General features: G+C 47.3%; 12 protein-coding genes and 1 pseudogene. All 13 read left to right on the top strand.

Annotation, left to right across the window (positions count from 1 at the left end):
• Positions 1-119, top strand: a pseudogene (locus tag B5P39_RS23900) (elongation factor Tu); the annotation flags it as partial.
• Positions 120-398: 279 nt separating this feature from the next.
• Positions 399-770 carry a preprotein translocase subunit SecE gene (secE, locus tag B5P39_RS23895; protein WP_011621018.1) on the top strand — a complete coding sequence of 124 codons (372 nt, stop codon included), beginning with the start codon at positions 399-401 and terminating at the stop codon, positions 768-770.
• 9 nt (positions 771-779) lie between these two features.
• Entirely contained in the window at positions 780-1,331 is a 552-nt protein-coding gene (gene nusG / locus B5P39_RS23890) for a transcription termination/antitermination protein NusG (protein WP_088213140.1), read from the top strand.
• A gap of 128 nt (positions 1,332-1,459) precedes the next feature.
• Positions 1,460-1,888 carry a 50S ribosomal protein L11 gene (gene rplK / locus B5P39_RS23885; protein ID WP_011621019.1) on the top strand — a complete coding sequence of 143 codons (429 nt, stop codon included), beginning with the start codon at positions 1,460-1,462 and terminating at the stop codon, positions 1,886-1,888.
• Between the two features lie 4 nt (positions 1,889-1,892).
• The gene (gene rplA, locus B5P39_RS23880) at positions 1,893-2,594 is read left to right on the top strand and encodes a 50S ribosomal protein L1 (protein ID WP_011715456.1); all 702 of its coding nucleotides are present in this window, start codon (positions 1,893-1,895) and stop codon (positions 2,592-2,594) included.
• A 266-nt stretch (positions 2,595-2,860) separates the two neighbouring features.
• Positions 2,861-3,361 carry a 50S ribosomal protein L10 gene (gene rplJ, locus B5P39_RS23875; RefSeq protein WP_011070609.1) on the top strand — a complete coding sequence of 167 codons (501 nt, stop codon included), beginning with the start codon at positions 2,861-2,863 and terminating at the stop codon, positions 3,359-3,361.
• 54 nt (positions 3,362-3,415) lie between these two features.
• A complete protein-coding gene (rplL, locus tag B5P39_RS23870; protein WP_011624800.1) occupies positions 3,416-3,787 on the top strand; it encodes a 50S ribosomal protein L7/L12 in 372 nt (123 codons plus the stop codon).
• A gap of 242 nt (positions 3,788-4,029) precedes the next feature.
• Positions 4,030-8,067 carry a DNA-directed RNA polymerase subunit beta gene (gene rpoB / locus B5P39_RS23865; protein ID WP_088213139.1) on the top strand — a complete coding sequence of 1,346 codons (4,038 nt, stop codon included), beginning with the start codon at positions 4,030-4,032 and terminating at the stop codon, positions 8,065-8,067.
• An 83-nt stretch (positions 8,068-8,150) separates the two neighbouring features.
• Positions 8,151-12,368, top strand: coding sequence for a DNA-directed RNA polymerase subunit beta' (rpoC, locus tag B5P39_RS23860; protein WP_011715458.1), 4,218 nt, complete (start codon positions 8,151-8,153; stop codon positions 12,366-12,368).
• 179 nt (positions 12,369-12,547) lie between these two features.
• Entirely contained in the window at positions 12,548-12,922 is a 375-nt protein-coding gene (gene rpsL, locus B5P39_RS23855; RefSeq protein WP_011715459.1) for a 30S ribosomal protein S12, read from the top strand.
• Positions 12,923-13,004: 82 nt separating this feature from the next.
• Positions 13,005-13,475, top strand: a complete 471-nt coding sequence (gene rpsG / locus B5P39_RS23850; RefSeq protein ID WP_011715460.1) for a 30S ribosomal protein S7 — start codon at positions 13,005-13,007, stop codon at positions 13,473-13,475.
• 78 nt (positions 13,476-13,553) lie between these two features.
• Complete coding sequence (gene fusA / locus B5P39_RS23845) at positions 13,554-15,650, top strand: elongation factor G (protein WP_088213138.1); 2,097 nt, start codon at positions 13,554-13,556, stop codon at positions 15,648-15,650.
• A gap of 71 nt (positions 15,651-15,721) precedes the next feature.
• Positions 15,722-16,679, top strand: a 958-nt coding sequence (gene tuf / locus B5P39_RS23840; protein ID WP_088213137.1) for an elongation factor Tu, incomplete at its 3' end; no start/stop codon positions are given.

The following is a 16,679-nucleotide window of genomic DNA, read 5'->3' as shown; positions in this document are numbered from 1 at the left end:
ACATCAAGATGAAAGTGACTCTGATCTGCCCAATCGCGATGGACGAAGGTTTACGCTTCGCAATCCGTGAAGGTGGCCGTACAGTAGGCGCTGGTGTTGTAGCTAAGATTTTCGCTTAATCGCGAACGAGTTATAGTACTGAAAAAGGAAGCTTCGGCTTCCTTTTTTGTTTAAGTCGATTATTTACTAGGTTTTGTGGGTTGCAACGGCTGTGCATCCTTGCTAACAAGGTCGAATAAGAATACAATCTATGGCCGATTTTTGACCCTGAGCTTATGCAACATGATGCGTTTCTAGGGGTATTCGGAATGCAGAGTATCTAAAGCGTATTGTAACTGGGTCGTATGTCCCTAATTATTGTGCTCAAGCTCAGGCCGTATTGAGTAACGGAATAACCGATGACAACAAATACTGAAAACCAGACTAACTCTCTGGATATCGTGAAGTGGGGTTTAGCGATCCTATTGCTGGCCGCTGCTGTTATTGGCAATCAGATGTATAGCGAGACAAGTGCCGTGATCCGTGCACTGGCTGTTATCGTTGCATTCGCTATTGCTGGTTTTATTGCCCTGCAAACAGAAAAGGGTAAGAAAGCCTTAGCGTTCGCTCGTGAGTCGCAAATTGAAGTGCGCAAGGTCGTATGGCCAACACGTCAAGAAGCGCTTAACACCACTTTTATTGTCCTTGCTGCAACAGGTATTTTAGCCCTTGTTTTATGGGGTTTAGATGCAGTGTTAATGCACATTGTCAATTTCATCACTGGCGTATAGGCACCTCGAATGACTGAAGCTAAAGAAGCTAAAAAAAGATGGTATGTAGTGCAGGCATTCTCAGGCTATGAAAGCCGAGTTTGTAAGTCACTGATTGAATACATTAAAATGCACGGCATGGAAGAGTACTTCGGCGAAGTATTGGTTCCGACTGAAGAAGTCATTGAAATGCGTGCAGGCCAGCGTCGTAAGAGCGAGCGTAAGTTTTTCCCTGGTTATGTTTTAGTCCAGATGGAAATGAACGATGACAGCTGGCATTTAGTCAAAAGCATCCCGCGTGTTTTAGGCTTTATTGGCGGAACTTCTGATCGTCCTGCCCCAATTTCAGATAGAGAAGCGGATGCAATTCTGCGTCGCTTACAAGAAACCACAGCTTCACCGACTCACCGTGTTATTTTCGAGCCGGGCGAAGTGGTGCGTGTTTGTGATGGTCCATTTGCTGACTTTAACGGTACCGTTGAAGAAGTGGATTATGACAAGAGCCGCGTAAAAGTGTCAGTAATGATCTTTGGTCGTTCTACACCAGTTGAGCTCGATTTTAATCAGGTCGAAAAAGGCTGATTAAATTAAATACAAAAATCCGTTTGGCAACGGGTGCGGATTTCTATATAATCCGCACCCGTTGTTTTCGGGGGAGCACGTCGGCATGTCGCTGATGCGCGTTTGAACCCAAACTGAGGAAATGTCAGATGGCAAAAAAGATTGATGCTTATATTAAGCTACAAGTGAAATCAGGTTCTGCGAACCCTTCACCACCAGTTGGTCCAGCTCTGGGTCAGAAAGGTGTGAACATCATGGAATTCTGTAAAGCGTTCAACGCCCGTACAGAAAAAATGGAAAAAGGCATGCCTATTCCAGTCGTGATCACTGTATACAGTGACCGTTCATTCACTTTCGAAACTAAGACTCCGCCAGCTTCTTACTTACTGAAGACTGCTGCAGGCCTGAAATCAGGTTCTCCACGTCCAAACACTCAGAAAGTAGGTACTATCGCTCGTGCTAAGATTCAAGAAATTGCTGAATTGAAAGCGGCCGATATGACTGGTGCTGATGTTGAAGCGATGACTCGCTCAATCGAAGGTACTGCGCGTTCAATGGGTTTGGTTGTAGAGGGTTAATATAATGGCAAAACTAACTAAACGCATGCGCGTAATCCGCGAGAAAGTTGACGGTACTAAGTTATACGAAATCAACGACGCTGTTGCTCTGTTAAAAGAATTAGCGACTGCTAAGTTCGTTGAAAGTGTTGACGTTGCTGTTAACCTGGGTATCGACCCACGTAAATCAGACCAAAACGTTCGTGGTGCTACTGTATTACCACACGGTACTGGTCGTGAAGTTCGCGTTGCAGTATTTACACAAGGTGCAAATGCTGAAGCTGCAAAAGCTGCTGGTGCAGAACTCGTTGGTATGGATGATCTGGCTGAGCAAATCAAAGCCGGTGAAATGAACTTCGACGTAGTTATCGCATCTCCAGATGCAATGCGCGTTGTTGGTATGTTAGGTCAAATCTTAGGCCCTCGTGGTTTAATGCCTAACCCAAAAACTGGCACAGTAACGCCAAACGTTGCTGAAGCAGTTAAGAACGCTAAAGCTGGTCAAGTTCGTTACCGTAACGACAAGAACGGTATTATCCACACTACTATCGGTAAAGTGGATTTCACACCAGTTCAATTGAAAGAAAACTTGGAAGCGTTAATCTCTGCACTGAAAAAGGCTAAGCCTGCAGTTGCTAAAGGTGTATACGTGAAGAAAGTTAGCATCTCTACCACTATGGGTGCAGGTGTAGCTATCGACCAAGCGACTCTCGATACAGCTAACTAATTTTACAAGGTACGCGCATTAGTCTATAATGCGCGCACTTTGTGGGTTGAAGCCTGTTTTTGATGTGTAAAACATCGTGAAACGGGCTTCCGTCCAAGACCGCAGGTGTTTTCCTTATCGGTTTACTTAATTTCCTGCGTAGACGGTGTCAGGCCCCAGCTAAATTTTTTTACTGGATAATCTGCACCGTAAGTCACTAAATACATAAGTATTTAGTATGGTAAATACTAGGGGAATACCCTAGGTGGAATCCAGGAGTAAAGCCAATGGCATTAAGACTCGAAGACAAAAAAGCGATTGTTGCTGAAGTCAACGAAGCTGCCAAAGGTGCGCTATCTGCAGTAGCCGCTGATTCACGCGGTGTAACTGTAGGTGCTATGACCGGTCTGCGTAAAAAAGCTCGTGAAGCTGGTGTTTATGTACGTGTAGTACGTAACACTCTAGCTCGTCGTGCTGTTGAAGGTACTGCATTTGAGTGCCTAGCAGAAACGTTCACTGGCCCAACTTTGATTGCTTTCTCTAACGAGCACCCAGGTGCTGCAGCTCGTCTGTTAAAAGACTTTGCTAAAGAGCAAGCTAACTTCGAAGTTAAAGGCGCAGCCTTTGAAGGGAATTTCATCCCTGCAGCTGACATTGATCGTTTGGCGAAACTGCCAACATACGAAGAAGCACTGGCACAGTTAATGATGACTATGAAAGAAGCATCTGCTGGCAAGTTCGTTCGTACTCTGGCCGCCCTGCGCGATCAAAAACAAGAAGCCGCTTAATTTTAAGCTGGCTGCTTAATAAAATTGAATTCAGAACAATAGGAAACATTTGTTATGTCTATCACTAAAGACCAAATCTTAGAAGCCTTTGCAGCTATGTCTGTAATGGAAGTTGTTGAACTGATCGAAGCTATGGAAGAGAAGTTCGGCGTTTCTGCTGCTGCTGCAGTAGTTGCTGGCGGTGCTGCTGATGCAGGTGCTGCTGCTGAAGAACAAACAGAATTCACTGTTATGTTAACTGCTCACGGCGACAACAAAGTTGCTGTAATTAAAGCAATCCGTGGCGCAACTGGTTTAGGCCTGAAAGAAGCTAAAGCAATGTCTGAAGCTGCTCCAGTAGCAGTTAAAGAAGGCGTTTCTAAAGAAGAAGCTGAAGCTCTGAAGAAAGAACTGGTTGAAGCTGGTGCTACAGTAGAGATCAAGTAAGCTATTATGTAGCTTACTCACCCAAGCCAATTGGGTGGAGGCTGGCGGTTTTTTAACCGTCGGCCTTTTTTGCGCTATATGCGTCGGCGATTTTTTTTCACCGTTTATCGCCAAATTTTGCAGTCCCTAGCAGAGATTACTGGTTAGGTTCTTGCCATCAACGGTGATGGGCAAACGTGCTGAATTTAATGACGAATGTTATAAGTTCAGTCTTGGTCACATCTCGCAAGCAGAGGAAACCCATGGTTTACTCCTATTCTGAAAAGAAGCGTATTCGCAAAGACTTTGGTAAGCGTCCACAGGTGTTGGATATTCCTTACCTTTTGTCTATTCAGTTAGACTCTTTTAAGAAGTTCACCGATCAAGATCCTACCGGTGAGCGCGGCCTAGAAGCCGCCTTCCGTAGCGTTTTTCCCATCAAGAGCTTTTCTGGTAATTCAGAACTGCAATACGTCAGCTATAAGCTTGGCGAGCCTGTTTTTGATGTGAAAGAGTGTCAGATCCGTGGTGTTACATATTCAGCTCCACTGCGCGTTAAATTACGCATGGTGTTGTATGATCGTGAAGCAGCGGCCGGCACTGTAAAAGATATTAAAGAACAAGAAGTCTACATGGGCGATATCCCATTGATGACTGACAACGGTACCTTTGTGATCAACGGTACTGAGCGTGTAATCGTATCTCAATTACACCGCAGCCCAGGCGTATTCTTCGATCACGACCGTGGTAAAACCCACTCATCAGGTAAGGTGCTGTACAACGCACGTATCATTCCTTACCGTGGTTCATGGTTAGACTTTGAATTCGATCCTAAAGATGCGCTGTTCGTACGTATTGACCGTCGCCGTAAATTACCTGCGACCATCATTCTGCGCGCATTAGAGTACTCTACTCAAGAGATCCTCGACCTGTTCTTCGAACGCGTTGAATTCAAGATCAAGAAAGATACTCTGGTTATGACCTTAGTACCTGAGCGTCTGCGTGGCGAAACCGCCAGCTACGACATCAAGGATGCTGAAGGTACCGTATTGGTTGAAGCGGGCCGTCGCGTGACAGCACGTCATATTCGCCAACTCGAAAAAACCAACACCACTGAACTCGAAGTACCAGTTGAGTACATCGTGGGCAAATATGCAGCCCAAGATTACATCGATCCGGACACGGGTGAAGTATTAGTTTCTGCTAACAGTGAAATCAGCTTAGAAGACTTAGCGAAATTATCACTGGCAGGCATCAAAGAACTAAGCACGTTGTACATCAACGAGCTAGACCATGGTGCTTACATCTCTGACACTCTGCGTATCGATCCAACCACTAACCGCTTAGAAGCGTTAGTTGAGATCTACCGCATGATGCGTCCTGGTGAGCCACCAACCAAAGATGCTGCAGAAGCCCTGTTCCAAAACTTATTCTTCAGCGAAGAACGTTATGACCTGTCTAAAGTAGGTCGTATGAAGTTCAACCGTCGTCTCAGCATTCCTGATGACGAAGGTAGCGGCGTACTGTCTAAAGAAGACATCGTTGCAGTAATGAAGAACATCATTCACATCCGTAACGGCTTTGACGAAGTGGACGACATCGACCACTTAGGTAACCGTCGTATTCGTTCTGTGGGTGAAATGGCTGAAAACCAATTCCGTGTTGGTCTGGTCCGTGTTGAGCGCGCCGTGCGTGAACGTCTGTCATTAGGCGATCTGAACGAGCTGATGCCACAAGACTTAATCAACGCTAAGCCAATCTCTGCTGCAGTGAAAGAGTTCTTCGGTTCTTCTCAGCTGTCACAATTCATGGACCAAAACAACCCGCTGTCAGAAGTAACGCATAAGCGTCGTATTTCTGCTCTAGGCCCAGGTGGTTTGACCCGTGAACGTGCAGGCTTCGAAGTCCGCGACGTACACCCAACGCACTATGGTCGTTTATGTCCAATTGAGACCCCTGAAGGTCCAAACATTGGTCTGATCAACTCATTAGCAAGCTTTGCCCGTACTAACTCTTACGGCTTCTTAGAAACACCATACCGCAAAGTGGTAGACGGTGTGATCACTGATGATGTGGAATACTTGTCAGCGATTGAAGAAGGTCGTTATGTGATTGCACAGGCGAACATCGAAGTTGACTCTGAAGGCCGCATGGTTGAAGAGCAGATCGCATGTCGTCACAAAGGTGAATCTACCTTTATGCGCGCGTCTGACATTCAATACATGGACGTATCGCCACAACAGATTATTTCTGTTGCTGCGTCACTGATCCCGTTCTTAGAACACGACGACGCGAACCGTGCATTGATGGGTGCGAACATGCAACGTCAAGCGGTACCAACACTGAAATCAGAGAAGCCTCTGGTCGGTACTGGTATTGAGCGCACGTTAGCTGTGGACTCAGGCGTAGTAGTCGCCGCTAAACGTGGCGGTGTGATCGATTACGTTGATGCGAGCCGTATCGTAGTTAAAGTAAATGAAGACGAGCTGCGCCCAGGCGAAGCGGGTATCGACATTTACAACCTGACTAAGTACACCCGTTCTAACCAAAACACTTGTATCAACCAACGTCCTTGCTGTTCTGTTGGTGAGCCAGTGGTTCGTGGTGACGTGTTAGCAGACGGTCCGTCTACTGACTTAGGTGACTTAGCCCTTGGCCAGAACATGCGTATCGCGTTCATGCCTTGGAACGGTTACAACTTCGAAGACTCGATCTTAATTTCTGAGCGTGTTGCACAGGAAGACCGTTTCACCACTATCCACATTCAAGAGCTGTCTTGTATCGCTCGTGATACCAAACTGGGTAGCGAAGAAATCACTGCTGACATTCCAAACGTAGGTGAATCTGCTCTGTCGAAACTCGACGAGTCAGGTATCGTTTACATTGGTGCAGAAGTGAAGGGCGGCGACATTCTGGTAGGTAAAGTGACGCCAAAAGGCGAGACTCAACTGACTCCAGAAGAGAAGTTACTGCGTGCCATCTTCGGTGAGAAAGCGTCTGATGTGAAAGACAGCTCACTGCGTGTACCTAACTCTGTTAAAGGTACCATCATCGACGTTCAGGTATTTACCCGTGACGGCGTTGAGAAAGACAAACGCGCCATTGAAATCGAAGAAATGCACATTGCCCAAGCTCGTAAAGACTTAGGCGAAGAGTTCAAGATCCTTGAAGAAGGCGTATTGAGCCGTGCGCGCAACTTATTATTAAGTGCCGGTTTCACTGAAGCACAAATCGCAGCATTGCCACGTAAAGATGTATTGGTTCAGGTCATTGACGATGAAACCAAACAAACTGAACTTGAGCAATTAGCTGAACAGCATGAAGAGCTGAAAGCAGACTTCGATAAGAAGTTTGAAATCAAACGTCGCAAGATCACCCAAGGTGATGACTTGGCACCAGGCGTACTGAAGATCGTTAAGGTTTACTTAGCGGTTAAACGTACTATCCAACCAGGTGACAAGATGGCGGGTCGTCACGGTAACAAGGGTGTTATCTCTAAGATTAACCCAATTGAAGATATGCCGTACGACGAGCAAGGCAACCCTGTGGACATCGTATTGAACCCGCTAGGCGTTCCATCACGTATGAACATCGGTCAGGTTCTTGAAGTTCACTTAGGTGCTGCTGCTAAAGGTATTGGTAACAAGATTGCTGCCATGCTGGAAGATCAGCGCGAGAAGGGACTTGCAGAAGTTCGTAGCTACATCAAGCAAGTGTACGAATTAGGTGACGAAGTGCAGCAGCGCGTTGACATCGATTCATTCACTGACGATGAGTTACTGCGTTTAGCGAACAACCTGAAAGGCGGTATCCCAGTTGCTACGCCAGCCTTCGACGGTGCTAAAGAGAAAGAGATCAAGCAGATGCTTGAGCTTGCAGGCTTGCCAACCTCTGGTCAGCTGAAATTATTTGATGGTCGTACCGGTAACGAATTTGAGCGCCCTGTAACTGTAGGTTACATGTACATGCTCAAACTGAACCACTTAGTTGACGACAAGATGCACGCCCGTTCTACCGGTTCGTACAGCTTAGTGACTCAACAACCACTGGGCGGTAAAGCTCAGTTCGGTGGTCAGCGTTTCGGGGAGATGGAAGTGTGGGCACTCGAAGCATACGGTGCCGCTTATACGCTTCAAGAAATGCTCACCGTGAAATCGGATGACGTTAACGGTCGTACTCAGATGTATAAGAACATCGTCGACGGTAACCATCAGATGCAGCCTGGCATGCCAGAGTCCTTCAACGTATTACTGAAGGAGATCCGTTCACTCGGTATCAACATCGAGTTGGATCAGGAATAAGCGCAGGTATTTAGCCGCGTTTGGCAACAGAATGGTGCTCCGTGCGAGCGGAGCACCCGGTTTAACTCCTTCAGGAGAGAAACGTGAAAGACTTATTAAAGTTTCTGAAACAGCAAAGCAAGACTGAAGAATTTAACGGCATCAAAATTGGTCTGGCATCGCCTGATCTGATCCGTTCTTGGTCTTTTGGTGAAGTTAAGAAGCCAGAAACCATTAACTACCGTACCTTCAAGCCTGAGCGTGAAGGTCTGTTCTGTGCGCGTATCTTTGGCCCGGTCAAAGATTACGAATGTTTGTGCGGTAAGTACAAGCGTTTGAAGCACCGTGGTGTGATCTGTGAAAAGTGTGGCGTAGAAGTTACCCAGACTAAAGTACGTCGTGAGCGTATGGGTCACATTGAACTGGCTAGCCCAGTTGCCCACATTTGGTTCTTGAAATCACTGCCGTCCCGTATCGGTTTAATGCTGGACATGACGCTGCGTGATATCGAACGCGTACTGTATTTTGAATCTTTCGTCGTGATCGAGCCTGGCATGACCAGCCTTGAACGTGGCCAAATGCTGACAGAAGAAAACTATCTGGACGCATTAGAAGAATACGGTGACGAATTCGAAGCCAAGATGGGTGCTGAAGCGGTATTAGAACTGCTGCGCGCAATCGATCTCGAAAAAGAAATCGAACAAATGCGTGAAGAGCTGCCATCAATCAACTCTGAGACTCGTCGCAAGAAAGTGACCAAGCGTCTTAAGTTGATGGAAGCGTTCCACACTTCTGGCAACAAGCCAGAGTGGATGATCTTAAAAGTACTGCCTGTGTTACCACCTGACTTACGTCCGCTGGTACCGCTCGATGGCGGCCGCTTCGCGACTTCAGATCTGAACGATCTGTACCGCCGCGTGATCAACCGTAACAACCGTTTGAAGCGTCTGTTAGATTTAGCTGCGCCGGACATCATCGTACGCAACGAAAAGCGTATGTTACAAGAGTCTGTTGATGCGCTATTAGATAACGGTCGTCGTGGTCGTGCAATTACCGGTTCTAACAAACGTCCTCTGAAATCTTTGGCCGACATGATCAAAGGTAAACAAGGTCGTTTCCGTCAGAACTTGTTAGGTAAGCGTGTTGACTACTCAGGTCGTTCGGTAATTACCGTAGGTCCTACTTTACGTCTGCACCAATGTGGTCTTCCTAAGAAGATGGCGCTGGAACTGTTCAAGCCATTCATCTATGGCAAGCTGGAAGGTCGTGGCTTAGCGACGACCATTAAAGCGGCTAAGAAGATGGTAGAGCGTGAAGTGGCGGAAGTTTGGGACGTTCTGGATGAAGTGATCCGCGAACATCCAGTGATGCTTAACCGTGCACCAACATTGCACAGACTGGGTATCCAAGCGTTCGAACCTGTACTGATTGAAGGTAAAGCGATCCAGTTACACCCACTCGTTTGTGCGGCATACAACGCCGACTTCGACGGTGACCAAATGGCGGTACACGTACCGTTAACACTGGAAGCGCAGCTTGAAGCTCGTGCCCTGATGATGTCTACCAACAACATCCTGTCACCTGCGAACGGCGAGCCTGTTATCACTCCGTCTCAAGACGTGGTATTAGGTCTGTACTACACCAGCCGTGAGCGTATCAACGGCCGTGGTGAAGGTATGTACTTTATGTCTGTTGCTGAAGTTGAAAAAGCTTACGCAACTGGCGCTGCTGAACTGCATGCCCGCGTGAAAGTGCGTATCACTGAAACCGTTATCGGTGACAATGGTGAGCGTACTGAGCAACGTCGTATCGTAGATACAACTGTGGGTCGTGCTCTGCTGTCACAAATTCTGCCAGCAGGTTTGTCATTTGATCTGGTTAACCAGAACATGGGCAAAAAGCAGATTTCTAAACTATTGAACACTTGTTACCGTCAATTAGGTCTGAAAGATACTGTTATCTTCGCTGACCAACTGATGTACACAGGTTTCCGTTACGCCACTATCTCTGGTGCATCTGTCGGTATCGACGACATGGTGATCCCAGCTGAGAAGTACACCTTAGTTGCTGACGCTGAAGCAGAAGTGCTTGAAATTCAAGAGCAGTTCCAATCAGGTCTGGTAACTGCGGGTGAGCGTTACAACAAAGTCATCGACATCTGGGCAAGTGCGAACGAAAAAGTTTCTAAAGCGATGATGGAAAACCTGTCAACTGAGACAGTGATTAACCGTGATGGCGTTGAAGAGAAACAAGCATCGTTCAACAGCATTTACATGATGGCCGACTCGGGCGCTCGTGGTAGTGCCGCACAGATCCGTCAGTTAGCGGGTATGCGTGGTCTGATGGCGAAACCAGACGGTTCGATCATCGAAACCCCAATCGTGGCGAACTTCCGTGAAGGTCTGAACGTTCTTCAGTACTTCATCTCAACCCACGGTGCGCGTAAAGGTCTAGCCGATACCGCATTGAAGACAGCGAACTCGGGTTACCTGACTCGTCGTCTGGTTGACGTTGCTCAAGACTTAGTGGTCATCGAAGATGATTGTGGTACTCACGAAGGTCTGACAATGAAGCCGCTGATCGAAGGTGGTGACGTTGTTGAGCCATTACGTGAACGCGTACTGGGTCGTGTGGTTGCGGTTGATGTTCTGTACCCTGGTACTGAAGATGTGCTTGCACCACGTAACACTCTGCTCGACGAAGCATGGTGTGACAAGTTAGAAGAACACTCAATCGACGAAGTGATTGTACGTTCTGTAATTACCTGTGATACCGACTTCGGTGTGTGTGCGGCATGTTATGGCCGTGACTTAGCCCGTGGTCACCTGATTAACCACGGCGAAGCCATCGGTGTTGTCGCGGCGCAATCAATCGGTGAACCAGGTACACAGTTAACGATGCGTACGTTCCACATCGGTGGTGCGGCATCGAGAGCGTCTGCAGAAAACAACGTTCAAGTGAAGAACTCTGGTTCGTTGAAACTGCACAACGCTAAGTACGTGACTAACACTGACGGCAAGCTGGTTATCGTTTCTCGTTCTTCTGAACTGGCGATCATCGACGAATTAGGTCGTGAGAAAGAGCGTTATAAAGTGCCTTACGGTACAGTGCTCGAGAAGTTAGAAGAAGCTGCGGTAGAAGCGGGCGATATCATCGCTAACTGGGATCCACATACTCACCCAATCATCACTGAAGTGGCGGGTAGTATTAAGTTCGTTGACATGATTGACGGCGTGACCATGACTCGTCAAACAGACGAACTGACTGGTCTGTCTTCAATCGTGATCCTCGACGTGGGTCAGCGTGGTTCAGCGGGTAAAGAAATGCGCCCAATGATCCGTCTGGTTGGTGCCGACGGTAGCGACCTGATGATCCCAGGTACTGAAGTACCTGCACAATACTTCTTACCAGGCAGTGCGATCGTTAACCTCGACGACAACGCGCAAATCGCCGTGGGTGACGCGTTAGCACGTATTCCACAAGAATCGTCTAAAACACGCGACATCACGGGTGGTCTACCACGCGTTGCTGACCTGTTCGAAGCTCGTAAGCCAAAAGAGCCAGCTATTCTGGCGGAAATCTCTGGTACCATCTCGTTTGGTAAAGAGACCAAAGGCAAGCGTCGTCTGGTGATTACACCAGCGGATGGCGGTGAACAGTACGAAGAGATGATCCCGAAATGGCGTAACTTAAACGTGTTCGAAGGTGAAAAAGTCGAACGTGGTGAAGTTATTGCAGACGGTCCAGAAGCGGCGCACGACATTCTGCGTCTACGTGGCATCCACAACGTAGCAAACTACATTGTGAACGAAGTACAAGACGTATACCGTCTACAAGGCGTGAAGATCAACGATAAGCATATCGAAGTGATCATCCGTCAAATGCTGCGTAAGTGCGTGATCACCTCTGCGGGTGACAGTGAGTTCTTAGAAGGCGAACAAGTTGAAGTGTCTCGCGTGAAGATCGCTAACCGCGACCTGATCGAACAAGGCAAAGTGCCTGCGACCTTCGAACGTGAACTGCTGGGTATTACCAAAGCGTCTCTGGCAACAGAATCGTTTATCTCTGCAGCATCATTCCAAGAAACCACTCGCGTACTGACAGAAGCTGCCGTAGGTGGTAAGTCTGATAACTTACGCGGTCTGAAAGAAAACGTAATCGTTGGCCGTCTGATCCCAGCCGGTACTGGTTATGCTTATCACAAGACCCGTAACGATGCCCGTGCTAAGAAAGACGAGCCAGTTGTAGTGAATAAGATCACTGCAAGTGAAGCAGAACAAAACCTTGCAGACCTCTTAAACCTGGCTGGTAGCCAAGATTAAGTAATCAGTTTGTAACAAAAAGGCGCCTATGGCGCCTTTTTTATTGTAAAATGCCGCAAAAGTTGGCTATTTCTTGACAGTCAGGCATTACCTTTCTAAAATTCCGCGTCCCACCATTGTGGGATATAGATTTTTCACACCTTATCGTTGAGTTTGATTCAACTGTTTCGGAGCTATACATGGCAACTGTAAACCAGTTGGTACGTAAGCCACGCGCACCTAAAGTCGACAAGACTAACGTGCCTGCGTTGAACGCGTGCCCACAAAAACGTGGTGTATGTACACGTGTGTACACTACTACCCCTAAAAAACCTAACTCTGCACTACGTAAAGTAGCTCGTGTGCGCTTAACTAACGGTTTCGAAGTTACTTCGTACATCGGCGGTGAAGGCCACAACCTGCAGGAACACAGCGTGATCTTAATCCGTGGTGGTCGTGTTAAAGACTTACCAGGTGTGCGCTATCACACTGTTCGTGGCGCCCTAGACTGTGCTGGCGTGAACACTCGTCGCCAAGGTCGTTCTAAGTACGGTGCTAAGCGTCCTAAGTCTTAACGCAATCCGTTAAGTAAGGCCAAGCTAGTTTTATTTTGAGAATTCCAGTTTTGGAAATCCCTGAAGCATACGGAGAATTGTTATGCCAAGACGTCGCGTTGTAGGACAACGTAAAATCCTACCAGATCCAAAGTTTCACAGTGAGTTGCTGGCTAAGTTCATCAACGTCATTATGCAAGACGGCAAAAAGTCGACTGCAGAAAAAATCATTTACAAGGCGCTAGATGTTATCGCTGAAAAGAAAGGCGCTAACCATTTAGACGTTCTTGAAGCAGCCCTGGACAACGTACGCCCATCAGTCGAAGTTAAATCTCGTCGCGTTGGTGGTTCTACTTACCAGGTACCATGTGAAGTTCGTCCTGTGCGTCGTAACGCACTGGCGATGCGCTGGTTAGTTGAAGCTGCTCGTAAGCGTGGTGAAAAATCTATGGCTTTACGTCTAGCAGGTGAAATGCTAGATGCGTCTGAAAACAAAGGTACTGCTGTTAAGAAGCGTGAAGACGTGCACCGCATGGCTGAAGCTAACAAGGCCTTTGCTCATTACCGTTGGTAATCTGATGGTGTGGGCTTAGGCCCACACCATTGTTGTTGATATTGCCAAGGCTCCTGTCTTGGTGGAGAGGGTATAATAGTGGCTCGTACAACCCCAATTGAGCGTTATCGTAATATCGGTATTTGTGCTCATGTGGATGCTGGTAAAACCACCACAACAGAACGTGTTCTGTTCTATACCGGTTTGTCTCATAAAATCGGTGAGGTGCATGACGGCGCCGCGACCACTGACTGGATGGTACAAGAGCAAGAGCGTGGTATTACTATCACCTCGGCTGCTGTTACTACATTCTGGCGTGGTATGGATGCTCAATTCACTGAACACCGCATCAATATCATCGATACCCCTGGTCACGTTGACTTCACTATTGAAGTTGAACGTTCTTTGCGCGTTCTCGACGGCGCTTTCGTGGTTTTCTGTGGTTCTTCAGGTGTTGAACCCCAATCAGAAACCGTTTGGCGTCAAGCTGACAAATACCGCGTTCCACGCTTAGTGTTTGTTAACAAGATGGACCGCGCAGGTGCGGACTTTGAACGTGTAGTGAAGCAAATCAGAACTCGCCTAGGAGCGACTTGTGTGCCTATTCAACTGAATATCGGCGCAGAAGAAAACTTCACGGGCGTGATCGACTTAATCAAGATGAAAGCCATTAACTGGAACGAAGCGGACCAGGGTATGACTTTCTCTTATGAAGAGATCCCTGCAGAGTTAGCCGATAAAGCGGCTGAGATGCATGAGTATCTGGTTGAGGCAGCAGCCGAGGCCTCGGATGAACTGATGGACAAGTACCTTGAAGAAGGCACACTGTCAGAAGACGAGATCAAAAAGGCACTGCGTCAGCGTACTATTAATAATGAAATCGTTTTAGCGACCTGTGGTTCTGCATTTAAGAACAAGGGCGTTCAAGCGGTTCTTGATGCGGTTGTGGAATTCTTGCCAGCTCCTGTCGATGTGCCTCCTATTAAGGGCATTGATGACGATGAGCAAGAAGTTGAGCGCCCATCAGATGACAATGCCCCTTTTGCGGCGTTGGCATTTAAGATTGCTACAGACCCGTTCGTGGGCACTTTGACCTTTATTCGCGTGTACTCTGGCGTACTCGAATCAGGTTCTGGCGTTTATAACTCTGTTAAACAGAAACGTGAACGTATCGGCCGTATCGTGCAAATGCACGCTAACGACCGTACCGAACTGAAAGAAGTACGTGCAGGTGATATCGCTGCGGCTATCGGTCTGAAAGAAGTCACCACGGGTGATACACTTTGTGATCCTGATCATAAGGTGATCTTGGAACGCATGGAGTTCCCTGAGCCAGTAATTACCATTGCCGTTGAGCCTAAGTCTAAAGCGGACCAAGATAAAATGGGTATCGCGCTGCAAAAACTCGCAGCGGAAGATCCATCTTTCCGGGTTGAGACTGACGAAGAATCATCACAAACACTGATTTCTGGAATGGGTGAGTTACACTTAGACATTATCGTTGACCGTATGCGTCGCGAATTTGGTGTTGAGTGTAACGTTGGTAAGCCACAAGTGGCCTACCGCGAAACCATTCGCGCATCAGTCGAGGCTGAAGGTAAATTTGTACGCCAATCAGGTGGCCGTGGACAATTCGGTCATGTTTGGTTAAAACTAGAGCCTAATGAAGAAGGCGCTGGTTACGAATTTATCAACGCGATCGTTGGGGGTGTAGTTCCACGTGAATTCATTCCTGCGGTTGATAAAGGTATCCAAGAGCAGATGAAGAACGGTGTTCTCGCCGGCTTCCCTGTGTTGGACGTGAAGGTCACTCTGTTCGACGGTTCATATCACGATGTGGACTCGAATGAAATGGCGTTCAAAATTGCGGGTTCTATGGGCTTCAAAAAGGGTGCGCTCGAAGCGAATCCTGTGTTGCTCGAGCCTTGCATGAAAGTAGAAGTAACTACTCCTGAGAACTACATGGGCGATGTGGTTGGTGACTTAAACCGTCGTCGTGGTTTGATTGAAGGTATGGATGATGGCTTTGGTGGCATCAAAATAGTCCATGCTGTAGTGCCTCTTTCTGAAATGTTTGGTTATGCAACTGATTTGCGTTCTGCGACTCAGGGTCGTGCTTCCTACTCCATGGAGTTTTTGAAGTACACTGATGCACCGCAAAACATTGCGAAAGCGATTATTGAATCTCGTAGCTAATTTTAAGTTACGACATAAATGTAATATGGTCCTGTTGATACAGGATTATTCTGAAAAGAAAGGAATATATCGTGGCAAAAGCTAAATTTGAACGTAATAAGCCTCACGTAAACGTGGGCACCATCGGTCACGTTGACCATGGTAAAACCACTCTGACTGCAGCTATCTCTCACGTACTGGCTAAGACCTACGGTGGTGAAGCTAAAGACTTCTCTCAAATCGATAACGCTCCAGAAGAGCGTGAGCGCGGTATTACCATCAATACCTCTCACATCGAATACGATACGCCAACTCGCCACTACGCACACGTAGACTGCCCAGGCCACGCTGACTATGTTAAAAACATGATCACTGGTGCTGCACAGATGGACGGCGCGATCCTGGTAGTAGCTTCTACTGACGGTCCAATGCCACAAACTCGTGAGCATATCCTGCTGTCTCGCCAAGTAGGCGTACCATTCATCATCGTATTCATGAACAAATGTGACATGGTTGACGATGCTGAGCTGTTAGAATTAGTTGAAATGGAAGTACGTGAACTGTTATCAGAATACGACTTCCCAGGTGATGACTTACCAGTTATCCAAGGTTCTGCTCTGAAAGCCCTTGAAGGCGAGCCAGAGTGGGAAGCTAAGATCATCGAATTAGCCGCTGCACTGGATTCTTACATTCCAGAACCAGAGCGTGATATCGATAAGCCATTCCTGATGCCAATTGAAGACGTATTCTCAATCTCTGGCCGTGGTACAGTAGTAACTGGTCGTGTTGAGCGTGGTATCGTACGTGTTGGTGACGAAGTAGAAATCGTTGGTATCCGTGCAACCACTAAGACAACCTGTACCGGTGTTGAAATGTTCCGTAAGCTGCTTGACGAAGGTCGTGCAGGTGAGAACTGTGGTATCCTGTTACGTGGTACTAAGCGTGATGACGTAGAACGTGGTCAAGTATTATCTAAGCCAGGTTCAATCAACCCACACACTACTTTTGAATCAGAAGTATACGTTCTGTCAAAAGAAGAAGGTGGTCGTC

The sequence above is a fragment of the Shewanella sp. Shew256 genome, from assembly GCF_002196695.1.
GTDB lineage: Bacteria > Pseudomonadota > Gammaproteobacteria > Enterobacterales > Shewanellaceae > Shewanella > Shewanella mangrovisoli.
The sequence above is the reverse complement of the archived record's forward strand: the minus strand, read 5'-3'. Positions and strand labels throughout refer to the sequence as shown.

What these genes read in the sequence shown, in the direction of transcription:
- secE (WP_011621018.1), top strand. Translation starts at nt 399, where the DNA reads ATGACAACAAATACTGAAAACCAGACTAACTCTCTGGATATCGTGAAG.
- rpoB (WP_088213139.1), top strand. Translation starts at nt 4,030, where the DNA reads ATGGTTTACTCCTATTCTGAAAAGAAGCGTATTCGCAAAGACTTTGGT.
- rplK (WP_011621019.1), top strand. Translation starts at nt 1,460, where the DNA reads ATGGCAAAAAAGATTGATGCTTATATTAAGCTACAAGTGAAATCAGGT.
- rplA (WP_011715456.1), top strand. Translation starts at nt 1,893, where the DNA reads ATGGCAAAACTAACTAAACGCATGCGCGTAATCCGCGAGAAAGTTGAC.
- rplJ (WP_011070609.1), top strand. Translation starts at nt 2,861, where the DNA reads ATGGCATTAAGACTCGAAGACAAAAAAGCGATTGTTGCTGAAGTCAAC.
- rpsG (WP_011715460.1), top strand. Translation starts at nt 13,005, where the DNA reads ATGCCAAGACGTCGCGTTGTAGGACAACGTAAAATCCTACCAGATCCA.
- nusG (WP_088213140.1), top strand. Translation starts at nt 780, where the DNA reads ATGACTGAAGCTAAAGAAGCTAAAAAAAGATGGTATGTAGTGCAGGCA.
- rpsL (WP_011715459.1), top strand. Translation starts at nt 12,548, where the DNA reads ATGGCAACTGTAAACCAGTTGGTACGTAAGCCACGCGCACCTAAAGTC.
- rplL (WP_011624800.1), top strand. Translation starts at nt 3,416, where the DNA reads ATGTCTATCACTAAAGACCAAATCTTAGAAGCCTTTGCAGCTATGTCT.